This is a genomic window from Streptomyces sp. NPDC041124, from assembly GCF_055592385.1.
Genome location: NZ_JBVIYR010000003.1, coordinates 1 through 16,460, shown reverse-complemented (window position 1 = coordinate 16,460; position 16,460 = coordinate 1). Strand labels below are relative to the sequence as shown.

The window sequence follows — 16,460 nt, the reverse complement described above, 5'->3', positions numbered from 1 at the left end:
CGACTGACGAACCGTCAGGAGCGGGGCGGTATCCGAAGCGCGGTCAACTCGCCCGTTTTTGCCCGCTCGTGGAAGTTAAGTCCACCCGGGATTCGTTAATGATCAAGAGGAACGGCTTGGAATCCGGCCCCCGCGTCTATTAACGTTCGATAACGCAGCGCGGTCGTCCCAGCCGTCACAGAAGGCGGCTCCGTGCGCACGCGCCGAATCCCGCAAGGGAACCGGGGAACCACCAACTTGGGGTGAATCGCGTTGATGCGGCCGTGGAGACACGGCTCGTATACGCGCGTAGGAGACCTTCCTGCTCCGAACCCGTCAGCTAACCCGGTAGGCGAGAAGGAAGGAAAGGAGCGCGCCCACGTGGCGTCCAACCCGCCTGCCCCCGAGGCCCCGTTCATGCCGAGCGACACCTTCGCCTACGGCGGAGACCGCACCGACGAGGGCCCCTTCGAGGAGTGGAACCCCACCGCGGAGTCCATTCGCCCCGTCCGGGGCCGGCACCGTGTCTCCAAGCAGCGCGGCGGAGGACTCGCCCGCAGTTCCACCGTCCTCGGTGTCGGCGTCATAGCCGCGGTCGGCGCCGGTGGCATGGCCACCGCCCAGACCGGCAAGCCGCCGGTGTCGATCTCCATGCCCGACCTCCCCAACGTGGGTTCCCTCATCTCCGACGAGGAAACGCCCCAGGGCTCGGCCACTCCGCTCAGCACCCTCGGCATGAGCGCGGCCGACACCGAAGAGGGCACCGCCGGTGCCGGTGAGGCGCTCCGCTCGCGGATCATGGCCCAGGTCGAGCAGCAGCAGAGCCAGGCCGAGACCAAGGCCGCCGCCGAAGCCCTCGCCGCCGCCGAGAAGCAGGCCGCCGAGGCCGCCGCCAAGGCGGAGCAGGAGGCCAAGGCCAAGGCCGAGGCCGCCAAGAAGAAGGCCGAGGAGGAAGCCGCGAAGGCCGCCGAGGCCAAGCGCCTCGCCGAGCTGGCCAAGCAGTACACGCTGCCGACCTCCTCGTACACCATCTCCTCGACCTTCGGTCAGTCCGGCGCCTACTGGTCCTCCGGCCAGCACACCGGCCTCGACTTCGCGGCCCCCACCGGCACCCTGATCAAGGCGGTCCACACCGGCACGATCACCTCCGCCGGCTGGGACGGTTCCTACGGCTACAAGACCGTGCTCACGCTCGACGACGGCACCGAGATCCTGTACGCCCACCAGTCCTCCATCGGCGTCAGCGTCGGCCAGAAGGTCAACACCGGCGACGTGATCGGCCGCGTCGGCTCCACCGGCAACTCCACCGGCGCCCACCTCCACCTGGAGGTCCACACCGGCGGCTCCTCCACCGGCATCGACCCGATGGCGTGGCTGCAGAGCAAGGGCCTCAACCCCTGAGCGCCGGCGCCCCCTGAGCCCCACCGCCTCCCCACCCCGGCAGTCCCGACGACGACCCCCCGACGTCAGGGCTGCCGGTCAGGTGTGCCTGCCATAGGGCGGGTTCGCGTTCCCGGGTGCGGGGTGCGCGTACGGCGGATTCCCGTAGGGGTGTGGTCCGTGCGGGTGAGGTCCGTACGGACGGGGTCCGTACGGGTGCGGCCCGTACGCCCCCGGCACCGGCCACGGTGCGAAGGCGAGGGGAACCGGCGGCGCGGTGAGCCGGGCCGCGTGCTCCAGCGCCGGGCGGGCCGCCGCCCGCCGGTGCCACAGCTCCAGCAGCAGTTCCCGCTCCCGGGCCACGAAGTCCGTCCCGGCCCGCCCCCTCCGGCCCCGGTGCCGCAGGAACGCCAGCGACGTCGCGTACGCCTCGTACCGGGCGACCGCCCGCGCCGCCGGTCTCCCGCCGTGCCGGCGCGCGTACCGGCGGGCCAGGTGACGCGCCCGCATCGAGCCCAGGGCGAACGGCTCGGCCGGGGTGAGCCAGCCGGCCGCCACGTACGCGGGCAGCTCCGTGCGCACCGTCCGCAGCTCACGCTGCCGCGTCCACACCACCAGCCAGGTCAGCAGGCCGAACGCCGGCACCATGAACGCCGCGTACACGGCGAAGAACCCGAAGTGGCCGAGCGCGGCGGAGCCGTTCCACAGCGCGTGCATGCCCATCGCCAGGAGCAGCCCGCTCAGCGGCAGCAGGACCCGCCGCAGCCGCTGCCGGTCCGCGGACAGCGCGGCGAAGCCGAAACCGATCCCGGTGAGCACGGTGAACAGCGGATGCGCGAAGGGGGACATCACGATGCGGACGAAGAACGTCGCCGCGGTGACCGAGGCCACGCCGCTGCCGCCGGTGAGCTGGTCGGTGCCGAAGGCCGTGCCCAGGTAGAGGATGTTCTCGGTGAACGCGAAACCGGTGGCGGTGACCCCGGCGATCACCACGCCGTCGAGGATCCCGCTGAAGTCGCGTCTGCGGAAAAGGAAGACCAGCAGGACGGCGGCAGCCTTCGCGGACTCCTCCACGACCGGCGCTATGACCGTCGCCCCCAGGGTGTCCGCGCCGGCCGGGTCGGCCGTCGCCGTCGCTATCCACCGCGTGGCGAAGCTGTTCGCCACGATCGCGATCAGTGCCGCCGCGCACGCCCCCCAGGCGAAGGCGAACACCAGGTTCCGCCAGGGTCCCGGTTCGACCCGGTCCAGCCAGCGGAAGGCGGCCACGAGCAGCGGCACCGGGAGCACGGCGAGCCCCAGCCCGACCAGGAACCCCTCGGTGCCCGTCTGCTCGCGGACCAGGGCGAGGATCACCAGACCGGACAGCGTGAGCAGGACGGTCAGCGCGGCGTAGCGCACCCAGGGCCGCTGCCACCAGTGCGCGTGCCCCAGCGTCCCGCCGGGGTCGTCGCCGGGGTGCGGCGGGTACGGAGGGCTGGTGGCCACGGAATCGACCCTAACGAGGGAGGGGCAGGACGGCGTGCGGTCTCAGACTGGGTGCCCGTCCCGCTCCCCGTGCGGTACGCGGCGGAAGAGCAGGTCGTTCACGACATGACCCTTCTCCAGCCCCTGCCCCTCGAAACGGGTGCGTGGCCGGAACGCGGGACGCGGCGCGAAACCGCCGTCCGCCCGCGTGTTCTCGAAGGCGGGGTGCGCGGTGAGCACCTCCAGCATCTGCTCCGCGTACGGCTCCCAGTCGGTGGCGCAGTGCACGACAGCCCCCGGCCGCAGCCGGGCCGCGGCGAGGGTGAGGAACTCCTCCTGGATCAGCCGCCGCTTGTGGTGCCGCTTCTTCGGCCACGGGTCGGGAAAGTAGACGCGCAGTCCGTCCAGGGAGTCGGGGGCGAGCATCTCGCGCAGCAGGATGATCGCGTCCCCGTTGCCCACCCGGACGTTGGTCAGCCCCCGCTGGTCGGCGAGGCTGAGCAGATGGCCCTGGCCGGGGGTGTGGACGTCGACCGCGAGGAGGTTGGTGTCCGGGTCGGCGGCGGCCATCGCCGCGGTGGCCTCGCCCATTCCGAAGCCGATCTCCAGCACGACGGGGTTGCCGTTGCCGAAGAACGCGGCGAGATCCAGCCGCCGGCCGCCGTCGATGTCGAACCCCCACGCCGGCCACAGCCGCTGCAGCGCGTCCGCCTGCCCGGCGGTGACACGGCTGCGGCGCGGCTGGAAACTGCGGATCCGCCGCTCGAAGTGCGACCCGGCCGGGTCGGCCTTCGGCCCGTCCGGGAACCTCGGCTCGCCCTTGGCCCGGGTACGGCGGATCGGCTCACCGGGCGCGGAGGCCGGGTGGTGCGTTTCGGGGATGCTCACGGAGTCAGACACAGTGCTGCCGATTTTACGGGGGCGCGGCCGGCGGCCGGCGTGCCCTCAGCCCCCCTCCGCCGTGAGCTGCGCCATCGCCCGCCGCGCGATCTCCCGCCCGATGGGCAGGGACGCCGTCGCCGCGGGCGAGGGGGCGTTCAGCACGTGCACCGCGCGGGGGGTCTCCTGGATCAGGAAGTCGTCGGCCGGTGTGCCGTCCCGCAGCACCGCCTGCGCTCTCACCCCGGCCGGTGCCGGCACCAGGTCGTCCTCCCGGACGGCGGGCAGGAGCCTTCGCACCGCCCGGGTGAAGGCCGCCGTGGACAGGGAGCGGTGGAGTTCGCCGGTGCCGTACCGCCAGTGGCGGCGGGCCAGCCGCCAGGAGCCCGGCCAGGCCAGGGTCGCCCCCAGCTCGCGCGGGCGCACCGTGCGCCAGTCGTAGCCCTCGCGGGCCAGGGCCAGCACCGCGTTCGGGCCGACGTGGACGCCTCCGTCGATGCCCCGCGTCAGATGGACGCCGAGGAAGGGGAACGCCGGGTCGGGCACCGGATAGACCAGGCCGCGCACCAGCTCCGGGCGGGCCAGCTCGTAGTACTCGCCGCGGAACGGCACGATCCGCACGTCCGGATCGTCCCCGGTGGCGCGCGCGATCTCGTCGCAGTGCAGTCCCGCGCAGTTCACCAGCACCCGGCCGCGCACGACGTCCCCGCCGGCCGTCAGGACGGCGACCCCCCGGTCGGGGCGGCGGTCGACGCGCACCACCCGCGTCCCGTAGCGGATCTCCGCGCCGGACGCCTCGGCGAGCCGGCGGGCGACCGCCGTGAAGTCGCAGATGCCGGTCGCGGCGACGTGGATGGCCGCCAGGCCCTCCACCTCCGGCTCGTACTCCCCGATCTGGCCGCCGCACAGCTCACGGACCACGATGCCGTTCTCCCGGCCGCGCTGGACCAGGGCGTGCAGCCGCGGCAGCTCCTCGCGGGCCGTGGCGACGATCAGCTTGCCCGTCACCGCGTGCGCGATGTCGTACTCAGCGCAGAACTTGACCATCTCCGCCGCGCCCCGCACCGCGTACCGCGCCTTCAGGGAGCCGGGGCGGTAGTAGACACCGCTGTGGATGACCCCGCTGTTGCGACCCGTCTGGTGCCGGGCCGGGCCCGGCTCCTTCTCCAGCACCGTCACCCGGGTGCCCGGAGCCGCGCGGCTGATCGCGTACGCCGTCGACAGGCCGACGATGCCGCCGCCCACCACCAGCACGTCACAGTCGTACGACCGTGCCACCACCACCTGCACCACCTCCGGCATCGATAGTGCACCCCGCCACTGACAACGCCCCGCGCGCCCCGCGGCGCGCGGTCAGGCCGTGGTCATCAGCAGCGGCCGGGCGCGTTCGCGCAGCTCCACCACGCGCGGCTCGTCACCGTAGGGCTCCAGACGGTGCAGGAGATCCCTGACGTACTCGGTGGTGCGCGCGGACGAGATGCGGCCCGCCACCTCCACCGCGCGCACGCCCTGCTCGCAGGCCGCGTCCAGGTTCCCCGACTCCAGTTCGGCGACCGCCGAGACGACCAGGCGCAGTCCGTGCGAGCGCACGAACTCCTCCGTCGGCCGCGACAGCGCCTGCTCGGTGAAGCGGCGGACCTGACGGGGCGCCTTCAGGTCGCGGTAGCACTCCGCGGCGTCGGCGGCGAAACGGTCGTAGGAGTAGAAGCCGAGCCAGACCGGGTCGCTGTCACCGGGCCGGGACCGCTCCAGCCAGCTCTCCGCGGACTTCAGCGCGGCACCGGCCGCCTGGGCGTCCCCGGCGCGGGCGTGCGCGCGGGCCTCCACCAGGCGGAAGAAGCTCAGGGTGCGGGCGGTGGCCAGGCCGCGGTTGCGCTCCAGGGCCGCCTGGGCGAGGTCCACGCCCTCGTCGCCGAAGCCGCGGTAGGTCGCCTGGAGGGACATCGAGGCCAGGACGTAGCCGCCCAGGGGGACGTCGGCCGCCGCCCGGGCCAGGCGCAGGGCCTGGATGTAGTAGCGCTGCGCCGCCTCCTGCTGGCCGGTGTCGAAGGCCATCCAGCCGGCCAGGCGGGTCAGCTCCGCCGCCGCGCCGAACAGCGAGCGGCCCACGTCGTCGGAGTAGGAGCCGAGCAGCAGTGGTGCCGCCTCGACCCGCAGGCACTCGGGCACCATGGACGAACGCCAGTCGCCGCCACCGTACTTGGAGTCCCAGCGCCGGGCGTCGTCGGCGGCCTCCCGCAGTTTCCGCACATCGCTGTGGCCGACTTTGAGCGGTGCGCCGGAGCCGTCCGCGGGGTTCACCTCCCGCGCCACCGAACTGTCGGCCGGGGTTATCAGCCAGCGCGAGGCGGGCGTCGCGTACGCGCTGACCGCGAACGAACCGGCGAGCGACTGCCAGATGCCGCCGGAGCCGGCCCGGCGTCCCGCGAGGTCCAGCCGGTACAGCTCGGTCGCGGAGCGGACCGCCTGCCCCACGTCGCGCGGGAAGGCGAGGCCCACCTCGGGCGCGGGGTCCGCGTCCGCCAGGCCGATCTCGTGCAGCGGTACGGGACGGCCCAGCTTCTGGCCGATCGCCGCGGCGATCAGATGGGGTGCCGCGCCCTGCGGCACCATTCCCTTCGACACCCAGCGCGCCACCGACGTCTTGTCGTAGCGAAGCGTCAGTCCCCGCTGTGCGCCGAGGTCGTTGACGCGCCGCGCGAGGCCCGCGTTCGAGATTCCCGCGAGGGCGAGAACGGCGCCGAGCTTCTCGTTCGGCCCGCGTTGCTCCCTGGACATGCGCCACCCCTCGACACAGACGGCTGCCGCGCTGGCATAACCGTGCGGCATTCGTAAACCCAGCGTAGTTCGCCGCATCCCAAGCGTTAAGGGGCATTCTTCCGGATGGCGGGATTGTGGTCCGTACTGAAGTACGGCCCCGATACGCGCAGTTGCGACGTGCTCCCGGTGTGTGGCCGTGCGCCCGTCCGTGCGCTCTTCTCCGGCCATCACGGGGGCGGTTCCCTGGTCGGTGCGTGGGTCGGCCCGCTGTACTGGATCCAGTGGGCTGGGGGACACCGCCGCCTACATCCCCGCGGGCGGCGGAACGGTCCGGGAGGCGTGCGGCGTCTCCCGGACCGCGCGACCGCCCAGCGGTGCGCAGAGCCTGCACGGAGCGTGTTCGAGGTGGATCTCACCGCTCCAACTTGGCCGAAAATCGATCCCGCTCTTTCGGGTGCATCCGCGCTTCTACCCAGGTAGGTGACGGCGCGTTGGGGGTTACGGGGGCGCGCCAGGGGGGCGCATTCGCGTCGCGGCGATGTGGTCCGCGGTATGCCGGCCGGGCGGTGACGGGGTGCCACTCCGGAGGCGGCGAGCGCGTGTTCGGAACGGGGTGTGTTCAGGCTAGGTGTATCCGCCGGGGCGCATTCGACGGAGTGCAGACGGCTCCGGCACCGGTACCGAGCGCCTCCTTCATGGCAGCATGGGGAACCGGTTCGTGCGGTGCACTGGTTGTCCACAGCCTGTGGAGGCGGCGATGCGGTGGTTGGTGGGGTGGAGCAGCACCGCCGCCGGAGCCATGGGGTTCGGCCCCACAGGCTCCGCCGGCGCCACCGGGGTCGACGGCGAGACCGTGCGGCCCGTGGGATCCCAGTTGCTGTGGGGCGACCCCGATCCGCTGTGGGCGGTCGGCGACTGGCGCCCCGACGAGATCCGGGTGGTCGAGGCCGACGCACAGACCCGCATCGCCGTCCTCGGTACCTGCGGCGCCACCGACGAACAGCTGCGCGTCGCCCTGTTCGCCGCGCGCGGCGGCGCGCTGCGCCACCTGACCGCCTGGGCCGGCAGCTACACGGCGGTGGTGCAGGTGGGGCGCCGGGTCACCGTCTGCGGCGACCTCGCCGGAGCCCGGCCCGTGTTCCACACCCCCTGGGCGGGCGGCACGGCGTACGCCACCGCCGCACTGCCGCTCGCCGACCTCGTCGAGGCCAACCTCGACTTCGGGCACCTCGCCGCACTGCTCGCCGCCCCCGACGTACCCGCCGCCCTCCACGACTCCACGCCGTACGACGGCGTGAGACGCGTCCCGCCGGGGCACGCCCTGATCCTCCGCGCGGGCGCCCGCGAGATCGCCGGGTACGAACCCGTCGCCTCGCTCGTCGTCGCCGCGCCGCCGGCCGACCCCGGTCACGCGGTGGACGGCGTGCGCGACGCGCTGGTGGAAGCCGTACGGACCCGGCTGGCGGCACCCCGGCACGTGCCCGGCGCCGACATCGACCCCGGGCCCGTGCCGGGGATGGGACCCGCCGAGCGGCGGGCCGCCCGGGGGACGCCGGTGCCGGGAATCGGGGCGGACCTGTCCGGCGGACCGGCGTCCGGGGCACTGGCACTGCTGGCGGCGGGGCTGCCGGGAATGCCGGGGACCGTGCTGGGACACGGGACGGGGGCGGGGGAGCGGCTGCTGGCCGTCACCTTCAACGATCTGGCCGGCGCCTCGGCCGGGGGGCGCGACGAGGGCGAACTGGAGCGTGCGGGGGCGCTGGCGGCCAATCCGCGGCTGCACCACGTGGTCGTGGCCGGTGGGGAGTCGACCCTTCCCTACGTCGAACTGGACGGGCCGCTGACGGACGAGCCGGGACCCTCGCTGGTGTCCGCCGCCCGGCACCGGGCGCGGCTGGCCGCCGGGAGCGCGGACCACTTCACCGGGTACGGGGCCAAGCAGGTGCTCGACGCGCATCCGGCGCGACTGGCGGACCTGCTGATGGACCGCAAGCGGCGGCACCTCGTGCGGCCGGTCGCCGCGCTGGCGAAGGCGGACGGGTCCGTGATGGTGCCGGCGCGGGTGTACGCGGCGGCCCGGCGGCTGGCGCGGACGCCGTACCGGACGGGACTGGAGAACCTCGCCGAGCGGCTGCTGCACCGGCGGCTGGACGACGACGGGCCGGGGGCCGCGGATGCCTCGCTCGCGGCGCTGACCTGGGGGAGACCCGGGCCGGCCGCGCGCTGGCTGACCGGGGAGGCACTGGCTGAAGTATCGGTTCGCCTCCAGGCGTCGACGCGGCGGTCCGACGTGGGGCCGGGACAGCGGCCCGGTGACTTCAGGGCCCGGGCGGCGCTGGCGCGCCACGCGGCGGACCTGCGGGTGCTGGAGCAGGCGGCCGAGATCCGCTCGCAGCGGCTGCACGCGCCGTTCCTCGACAACCAGGTGGTGCGGGCGTGCCGGGCCCTGCCGGAGGCGCTGCGGGTGCGGCCGGGCGCCCGGGCCTCCATCCTGCGGTCGGTGCTGGAGGGGGCCGGGGTGCGGGAGCTGCCGGCGGGGTGGGGAGCGCCGGGCACGGCCACCCCGGCGGCCGCGGCGCGGTCGGGGCTGCGGGTGGCTTCGGGCACGCTGATGTCGCTGTTCGACACGCCGCTGCTGGCGGAGGCGGGGCTGGTGGAGGCGCGGGTGGTGCGCAAGGCGCTGCGGGGCGCGGCGGAGGGCGAGCCGCTGCCGCTGGACGGTCTGGCGGACCTGGTCGCCCTGGAGGTGTGGCTGCGCCGCCTGCTGGCCCGCCGGGGCACCTGCTGGACCGGCACCCCGGCCCGCCAACGAGCCGTCCCGGGCGGCATCGCCCCCCAGCGCGGAGCCCTGGGCGCCGGCGCCACCGCCCGCTGACCACCTGCCGCCCCTGCGGCATGGTGGGTGGATGCCTGCGGCGCCGCTGTCCCCCCGGGGGCGCGTAGCGCCCAGGGTGATGCCCCCTCGCCGCCGGGCGGGCCGCCGCACTGCCGTCCCCCGGTCTCCGCCCTCCGCGGGCAGTCGTGCCGTTGGGGCGGTGGGGGCACCTCCCGCTCGAGCGAAGCCGGGAGTGGGGGAGGGTGGGCGCGACGGCACCCCGTCGGCGCCGGGCTGCGCCAACACCCCCCCCGGCCCACACCGACGCCGGGCAGCCGAAGCAGCGCCGGGCTGCGTCAACGCACCCGGCGCACACCAGCGCCGGGCTGCGCACACACCGACGGCGGCATAACCCGGCACTGATCAACCCCTGCACGCGGCAAGCACCGCGCGGAGCCTCCGGCCCCGAACGCCGCCGGGGTGCGGAACCCCGACTACGCCGTACGCGACCGCAACCCCTCCAGCAGGATGTCCAGCAACCGCGCCGACGCCGCCGCCTGCTGCGCGGCATCGGGCAGGGACGGCGCCGCCGTGGCGATCACCAGCAGCACGTCCGACACGGACACGTCCGGCCGCAGTTCCCCCGCCGCCCGCGCCCGCTCCACCAGCTGCCCCACCACATCGAGCAGCTGCGCGGCCCCCGCGTCGTCCGCCACGCCGCCCACGCCGGCCGACTGCTCCGGCACCAGCCGCAGCTCACCCGCGCCCGCCGTCTGCGTCCGCTGCTGCGGCAGCCGCCGTGCGTGGTCCGCCGCACCGTGCTCCTCCGCCACGCCCACCCGCAGCACCTGCGGCGGCAGCAGCCGGCCCGCGCCGGAGGCGACCGAGGTGCGCAGGAAGCGGGAGAGCGCCGACCACGGCTCGTCCTCCTGGCCCAGCGCCGTTCGAGCCTGCTCCGTCAGCCGGGACGTCTCCTCCTCGGCTATCCGCCGCACCAGGACGTCCTTGCTCGGGAAGCGCCGGTACACCGTGCCCACCCCGACCCGCGCCCGGCGGGCCACATCCTCCATCGGCGCGCCGTAGCCCAGCTCGCCGAACACCTCCCGCGCGGCACGCAGCACGTGCTCCAGGTTGCGCTGTGCGTCCACGCGCAGCGGCGCCGTCCGCACGCCGTCGCCGCGCGCGCCGCCCGCGGGAGCGCTCAGCGCACCGCCCGTCGCGACGGCGGAAGACCAATGAGAGTCCTGAACATGCATATGTATTCCCCCGGTAATGACGTCTCCCCCCGGAGACTTCTCCCAGCCATTCGATGGCCGGGGCGTGTGGAAGAGGCCCGGCCCGTCGGTGTCGCCCGTCGCGGACCCGGTCGGCACAGCCCCTACACCCCGTCGACACATGAACATAGTTGAGAGGGGGTCAATTCAGAAGGGGCAGGTTCCGCACGGAGCGCCCCTCGATCGGAGCACGGGTCGTATACGTCCTGAATGCACCCCCTGCGATGGTGGGCATAGGCCGGACGACCTGGGGGTATGGCGTCGAGGGCGGTGAATCGGCCAACCCGGGGGCGCGCGGCCTTCCGGTCACACAATTCGTCGAGGCTGTGGACAAACACAAGCGGCGGGTGCGTCATGGGATGGTGAAGGAACGTGCGCGCATTCTCGTTGTCGGCGGCGGCTACGTCGGGATGTACACGGCCCTGCGTCTGCAGCGGAAGCTGAAACGGGAACTCGGGCGGGGCGAGGCCGAGATCACCGTGGTCACCCCTGACCCATACATGACGTACCAGCCCTTCCTGCCGGAAGCGGCCGCCGGTGCCATTTCCCCTCGTCACGTCGTCGTACCGCTGCGTCGTGTCCTGGACCGGTGTCACATCGTCATCGGTGAGGCCACGGGCATCGACCACGAGGAACGCACCGCCACCGTCAGCACCCTCGCGACCGAGGAGGAGGGCACGGGCGGGCGGCGGATCGCCTACGACGAACTGGTGCTCGCCCCCGGTTCCGTGTCGCGCACGCTGCCGATCCCCGGCCTCGCCGACCACGCCATCGGATTCAGGACCGTCGAGGAGGCCATCGGCCTGCGCAACCACGTCCTCGAACAGATGGACATCGCCTCGTCGACCCGTGACCCGTCGCTCCGGGACGCGGCCCTGACCTTCGTCTTCGTCGGCGGCGGCTATGCGGGCGTCGAGGCGCTCGGCGAGCTGGAGGACATGGCCCGCTACGCCGCCCGGTACTACCACACCATCCGGCCCGAGGACATGAAGTGGATCCTCGTCGAGGCATCCGGGCGGATCCTGCCCGAGGTCGGCGAGGAGATGGGGCGGTACACGGTCACCGAACTGCGCCGCCGCAACATCGACGTACGCCTGGAGACGAGGCTGGAGTCCTGCGCCGACCGTGTCGCCGTGCTCAGCGACGGATCGCGCTTCCCCACCCGTACGGTCGTGTGGACCGCCGGCGTCAGACCGCACCCCGTGCTCGCCGCCACCGACCTGCCGCTGAACGGGCGCGGGCGGCTGAAGTGCACCGCCCAGCTGGCCGTCGACGGTGCCGCGCACGTCTGGGCCGCCGGCGACGCCGCCGCCGTGCCCGACGTCACCGCCCGGGAGCCGGGGCGGGAATGCGCCCCCAACGCGCAGCACGCGCTCCGGCAGGCACGGGTCCTCGGGGACAACGTCGTCCACTCCCTGCGCGGGGAGCCGCTGGAGACGTACGCGTACAAGTACGCCGGTTCCGTCGCCTCCCTGGGGCTCCACAAGGGAGTCGCGCAGGTGTACGGGCGCAGGCTCAAGGGCTTCCCCGCCTGGTTCATGCACCGGACGTACCACCTCAGCCGCGTCCCGACCTTCAACCGCAAGGCGCGGGTGGCCGCCGAGTGGACCCTCGCGGGGCTGTTCAAACGGGAGATCGTCTCCCTCGGGTCACTGGAGCACCCCCGTGCGGAGTTCGAACTGGCGGCCGGTGGAAAACCTCCTCAGGACCCCCCGAGCGACCCGAAGGGGTCGTCCTGACCGGAGTCAGGAACTCCTGCGGCCGGTCCGGCGTCTGACGGATGCCGGCCCGGTCGGCACCCTGCCAGACTGGTCCACCACCGCGGGCGGGTCCCCGCCCACCCCGGTGCGGCCCTCCGGGGTCCCGGCCGGTCCCGGTTTCCGGCCGCCGACAACTACACGAGGCAAGGATTCGTGAACTTCACGCGCTGGAGCGCCCGGCTCCCCGGAACGCAGCGCCGCGCGGCAGCGCGGACCGAGCAGGCGGTCTCCCCGGACCGGCGGGGCGAGGGCTCCGTGCCCGCGGCCCGCGCCGGACGACTCTCCACCGACACGGAGCCCGTGCCCGCCGTCGACGAGCTCGGAGTGCGCGAGGTTCTGGAGGGCGTTCCCTCCCTCGTCGCCCTCGTCCACGGCCCCGAGCACCGCATCGCCTACGTCAACGACGCCTACACGGCGGCTTTCGGCGTCCGCCCGGTCGGTGCCCCCGCGCGAGGTGCGCTCCCCGAGCTCGACGCGCTCGGCCTGCTGCCCCTCCTGGACCAGGTCCTGCGCAGCGGCAGACCCCGGACGCTGAAGTCCCGCAAGGCCCCCGACGGCCGTTCCTACACGTTCACCTGCACCCCCGTCAGTGAGGGCGAGGGCCGCGGGGTGCTGATCTTCGCCACGGACGTCACCGATCACGCCGAGGCCGCCGAGCGCCTGCGCGCCAGCGAACGCAGGCAGCGCGAGACCGCCGTCACCCTCCAGCGCTCCCTCCTCCCCCAGGAGCTCGAGGAGCCCGACGACCTGCGCATCGCCGCCACCTACCATCCCGGCGGCACCGAGGCCGCCGTCGGCGGCGACTGGTACGACGTGATCACCCTGGGCGGTGGCCGCACCGCCCTGGTCATCGGCGACGTGATGGGCAGAGGAGTGCGGGCGGCCGCCGTCATGGGGCAGCTCCGCACGGCCGTACGGGCCTACGCGCGGCTCGACCTCCCGCCGCACGAGGTCCTCCAGCTGCTCGACGGCCTCGCCATGGAGATCGACGCCAACCAGATCGCCACCTGCACGTACGCCATCCACGACCCCAACGAGGGCCGTCTGGTGTACGCCTCCGCCGGCCACCTGCCCCTTCTGGTCCGCGACGAGAACGGCACCGTCCGGCGCGCCGACGAACCGACCGGCCCCCCGCTCGGCACCGGCGGCTGGATGCACTCCTCAGGCTCCGTCCCCCTCGGCCCCGGCTCCACCGCCGTCCTCTACACGGACGGCCTGGTCGAGCGGAGGAACGAGGACCTGGACGAGGGCATCGCCGCCCTGGAGCGCGCCCTGGCCGGAGCCACCGGCACCCCTCAGGTGGTCTGCGACCGCCTGGTCCGCTCGGCCGGGGTGACCCCGGACCACGACGACGACGTCGCGGTCCTGGTCCTCCAGCACCCCGCCCGCAAGGGAGCGGAGAGCGAACTCTTCCGCAACGCCGCGCTGGAGCTGCTCGGCGGAGTCGAGGCGGCGCCCCGCGCGCGTGCCTTCGCCTCGGGAGTGCTGACGAGCTGGCGCTTCCCCACCGAACTGCACGACCTGGGCGTCCTGGCCGCCAGCGAACTGGTCGCCAACTCCCTCCAGCACGGCACACCACCCATGCGGCTGCGGCTGCGCCGCACCGACCGCCGCCTGATCATCGAGGTCACCGACGGCGACGACCACCTGCCCCGGCGCCGCCGCGCGGAGCCCGGCGACGAGTCCGGCCGGGGCATCGCCATGGTCGCCACGATCGCCTCCGGCTGGGGCAGCCGGCGCACCCCGGGCGGCGGCAAGGCGGTCTGGTGCGAGTTCCTCCTGCCGAAGACCGCCGGCTCCTAGCGGCGGTCCGGGAGCCGGCGAGGATCAGGCGTGCGCCGGGGCCTGACCCGCTGCCGCGCCGCTGTGTGCCACGACCCGGCTCCGCGCCGCCGACGGATGGTTCTGCGCCTCGGTGAGCTGCCGCCCCAGCCGCACCGCCAGAACGGTGATGCCGAGCGAGAACAGCAGGAAGACGACGATGTACGGCGCGTGCAGCGACGCGCCCATCGGTCCGCCCACCGCGGGACCCACGGCCAGCGCGAGCTGCTTCACCAGGGCGAACGCCGAGTTGTACTGACCGGCCATGCCGGTCGGCGCGAGATCGGCGACCAGCGGTGCGAGCGTCGGCGACAGCAGCGCCTCCCCGAGCCCGAACAGCGCGTACGTGGAGATGAAGGCGGCCGTCGCCATCGCCTGGCTGCCTTCGCCCAGACCGGCGTAACCGGCCACGGCCCACGCCACGGCCCAGATCAGCCCCACGGACGCGATCACCCGCGAGCGCCTGCGCCGCTCCACGAACCGCAGCACCGCGAACTGCGCGACCACGATCACCAGCGTGTTCGCCGCCAGCGCCGTCCCCAGCGCGGAGGTGGAGATCCCGGCCGCCTCGACGCCGTACGCGCTCAGCCCCGACTCGAACTGCCCGTAGCAGGCGAAGAACAGGACGAAGCCCAGCACGCAGAGCTGCACCATGGCCCGGTTGCCCAGCAGCTGCTTCCAGCTCGCGCCGGCCGACTGCTGCGGCGCGTCCGTGAGGCGCGGCGCCCGCGGCATCCGCACCGTCGCCATCACCACGACCAGCAGCAGGAACATCGCCGCCTCGATCGAGAAGAGGAGAGTGAACGAGCCTGCTTCCGTCGGGTCCACCAGGTGACCTCCGATGAGCCCGCCGACACCGAGCCCGAGGTTCTGCAGGAAGAACTGCATGGCGAACGCACGGGACCGGGTCTCCGTGGTGGAGCAGTCCACGATCATCGTCGCGAGCGCCGGCTGCATCACCGCCTGCCCGGCACCGAGCGCCGACGCCGACAGCAGCACGGTCGCCTCGCTGTTCGACAGACCCAGGCTCAACGCGCCGACGGCGGCCGTGACCAGGGCGACGAGCAGGACCGGCAGCGGACCCCGCCGGACGATGGCCCGCCCGGCGAACGGCAGCACGATCAGCGCGGCCACGGCGAAGACGGCGAGCACCAGCCCCGCCGTCATGGCCCCCAGCCCTCGCACCTGCGCCACATAGACGTACAGATACGGAACCGTGAAGCCCAGCCCGAACGCACTGAGCGCGTTGCCCACGTGGATCCGGCGCATCGCCGCGCCCATCGCCCTGGTCACGTTCACCTCACTTACTAGTTAGACCTGAAGACTTAGAACCTAAAGTTCGAGGCTAAAGAGTACACAGTGAAGGACTTCAAGGCAAAGAGCGGGCGTGCCATACTGCGGGGCATGGGCGACACCTCCGGCATCGGCGAGCCGACACTCGAAGAGCAGATCGCCGCCTACCAGCGCGAGTTCCAGGACCTCGACCCCCAGGTCGAGAAGATCGTCAACGCACTGTCACGGCTGAACCGGCGGATGAACGTCGCCTACGGCCGGCAGACCGCCGAACTCGGCATCACCAACGCCGACTGGGAGGTCCTGAAGGCGCTCGTCCTGTCCGGCGCCCCATACCGCATGGGCCCCAGTGACCTCGCCAAGCGCCTCGGTCTGACCCCGGCGGCCATGACCCACCGGATCGACCGCATGGTCGCCGAGGGCCTGGTCACCCGGGAGCGGGACGAGGCCAACCGGGTCCGCGTCATCGTGGAGCTCACCCCGGCCGGCCGGGAGAAGTGGCAGGAGGCCATGCGTATGGCCACCGTCTTCGAGAGCGACCTCCTCCAGGACCTCGACCAGGACGAGCGGACAGCACTCGGTGAGGTCCTCACACGACTGCTGCGCAGGGTGGAGGACGCCCAGCCGGACGCCGGCGGCCGCCTCACCGACCTGGACTGAAAGATCTTGACCAGGAGTGGTTGACATCCACCTCGGCGATCCGTAGAGTTCTTCGGGTTGCCACGGAGCCGTAACGGTTCTCCGGCAACACCTCCCGCCGCACCTGCGGCACTCAAAACCCCAGCACGACCTCCCAGCGGGAACGATTTCGGCATGCCTGAATTCGAATTCCCGCCCCCGATTTGGGAAACACGGAGAGAGCCGCTAAGGTTTGAGACGTCGGAACGGCCCAACGGCCGGGAAGGCAAACCCCGCTGACTGGGGGTCAGGTCGAGAAAAAGATCTGATAGAGTCGGAAACGCAAGACCGAAGGGAAGCGCCCGGAGGAAAGCCCGAGAGGGTGAGTACAAAGGAAGCGTCCGTTCCTTGAGA

At 73.2% G+C, this 16,460-nt stretch carries 11 protein-coding genes and 1 riboswitch; of the genes, 5 read left to right on the top strand and 6 right to left on the bottom strand.

Annotation, left to right across the window (positions count from 1 at the left end; all coding sequences use genetic code 11):
• Nucleotides 1-191: 191 nt before the first annotated feature.
• A riboswitch (cyclic di-AMP (ydaO/yuaA leader) is annotated at nucleotides 192-349 on the top strand.
• An 11-nt stretch (nucleotides 350-360) separates the two neighbouring features.
• Nucleotides 361-1,380, top strand: coding sequence for a M23 family metallopeptidase (locus ACZ6A9_RS08235; RefSeq protein WP_468980773.1), 1,020 nt, complete (start codon nucleotides 361-363; stop codon nucleotides 1,378-1,380).
• A gap of 78 nt (nucleotides 1,381-1,458) precedes the next feature.
• Here ACZ6A9_RS08235 and ACZ6A9_RS08230 read toward each other — a convergent pair whose 3' ends face one another.
• The 4 genes from ACZ6A9_RS08230 to ACZ6A9_RS08215 are packed head-to-tail and all read right to left on the bottom strand — an operon-like array spanning nucleotide 1,459 to nucleotide 6,483.
• The gene (locus tag ACZ6A9_RS08230) at nucleotides 1,459-2,847 is read right to left on the bottom strand and encodes a PrsW family intramembrane metalloprotease (protein WP_468980770.1); all 1,389 of its coding nucleotides are present in this window, start codon (nucleotides 2,845-2,847) and stop codon (nucleotides 1,459-1,461) included.
• A 42-nt stretch (nucleotides 2,848-2,889) separates the two neighbouring features.
• Nucleotides 2,890-3,726 (bottom strand): tRNA (guanosine(46)-N7)-methyltransferase TrmB, encoded by an 837-nt coding sequence (trmB, locus tag ACZ6A9_RS08225; RefSeq protein WP_468980768.1) that lies wholly within the window; start codon nucleotides 3,724-3,726, stop codon nucleotides 2,890-2,892.
• 45 nt (nucleotides 3,727-3,771) lie between these two features.
• A complete protein-coding gene (gene lhgO, locus ACZ6A9_RS08220; protein ID WP_468980765.1) occupies nucleotides 3,772-5,007 on the bottom strand; it encodes an L-2-hydroxyglutarate oxidase in 1,236 nt (411 codons plus the stop codon).
• Nucleotides 5,008-5,058: 51 nt separating this feature from the next.
• Nucleotides 5,059-6,483 (bottom strand): MFS transporter, encoded by a 1,425-nt coding sequence (locus ACZ6A9_RS08215; RefSeq protein WP_190096028.1) that lies wholly within the window; start codon nucleotides 6,481-6,483, stop codon nucleotides 5,059-5,061.
• 739 nt (nucleotides 6,484-7,222) lie between these two features.
• Here ACZ6A9_RS08215 and ACZ6A9_RS08210 point away from each other — a divergent pair.
• Nucleotides 7,223-9,340: an asparagine synthase-related protein gene (locus tag ACZ6A9_RS08210; RefSeq protein WP_468980761.1), complete on the top strand. Its 2,118-nt coding sequence runs from the start codon at nucleotides 7,223-7,225 to the stop codon at nucleotides 9,338-9,340.
• A gap of 434 nt (nucleotides 9,341-9,774) precedes the next feature.
• On the opposite strand, the gene ACZ6A9_RS08205 is transcribed toward ACZ6A9_RS08210, so the two are convergent.
• The gene (locus tag ACZ6A9_RS08205) at nucleotides 9,775-10,536 is read right to left on the bottom strand and encodes a TetR/AcrR family transcriptional regulator (protein ID WP_468980758.1); all 762 of its coding nucleotides are present in this window, start codon (nucleotides 10,534-10,536) and stop codon (nucleotides 9,775-9,777) included.
• Nucleotides 10,537-10,913: 377 nt separating this feature from the next.
• Here ACZ6A9_RS08205 and ACZ6A9_RS08200 point away from each other — a divergent pair, with 377 nt between their 5' ends.
• Together ACZ6A9_RS08200 and ACZ6A9_RS08195 are read left to right on the top strand one after the other, a co-directional pair.
• Complete coding sequence (locus ACZ6A9_RS08200) at nucleotides 10,914-12,293, top strand: NAD(P)/FAD-dependent oxidoreductase (RefSeq protein ID WP_468980756.1); 1,380 nt, start codon at nucleotides 10,914-10,916, stop codon at nucleotides 12,291-12,293.
• 174 nt (nucleotides 12,294-12,467) lie between these two features.
• Nucleotides 12,468-14,117, top strand: a complete 1,650-nt coding sequence (locus tag ACZ6A9_RS08195; RefSeq protein ID WP_468980752.1) for an ATP-binding SpoIIE family protein phosphatase — start codon at nucleotides 12,468-12,470, stop codon at nucleotides 14,115-14,117.
• A gap of 24 nt (nucleotides 14,118-14,141) precedes the next feature.
• Here ACZ6A9_RS08195 and ACZ6A9_RS08190 read toward each other — a convergent pair whose 3' ends face one another.
• Entirely contained in the window at nucleotides 14,142-15,416 is a 1,275-nt protein-coding gene (locus ACZ6A9_RS08190) for an MFS transporter (protein WP_468982825.1), read from the bottom strand.
• Between the two features lie 123 nt (nucleotides 15,417-15,539).
• Here ACZ6A9_RS08190 and ACZ6A9_RS08185 point away from each other — a divergent pair, with 123 nt between their 5' ends.
• Nucleotides 15,540-16,088 carry a MarR family winged helix-turn-helix transcriptional regulator gene (locus ACZ6A9_RS08185; protein WP_468980749.1) on the top strand — a complete coding sequence of 183 codons (549 nt, stop codon included), beginning with the start codon at nucleotides 15,540-15,542 and terminating at the stop codon, nucleotides 16,086-16,088.
• Nucleotides 16,089-16,460: the final 372 nt, after the last annotated feature.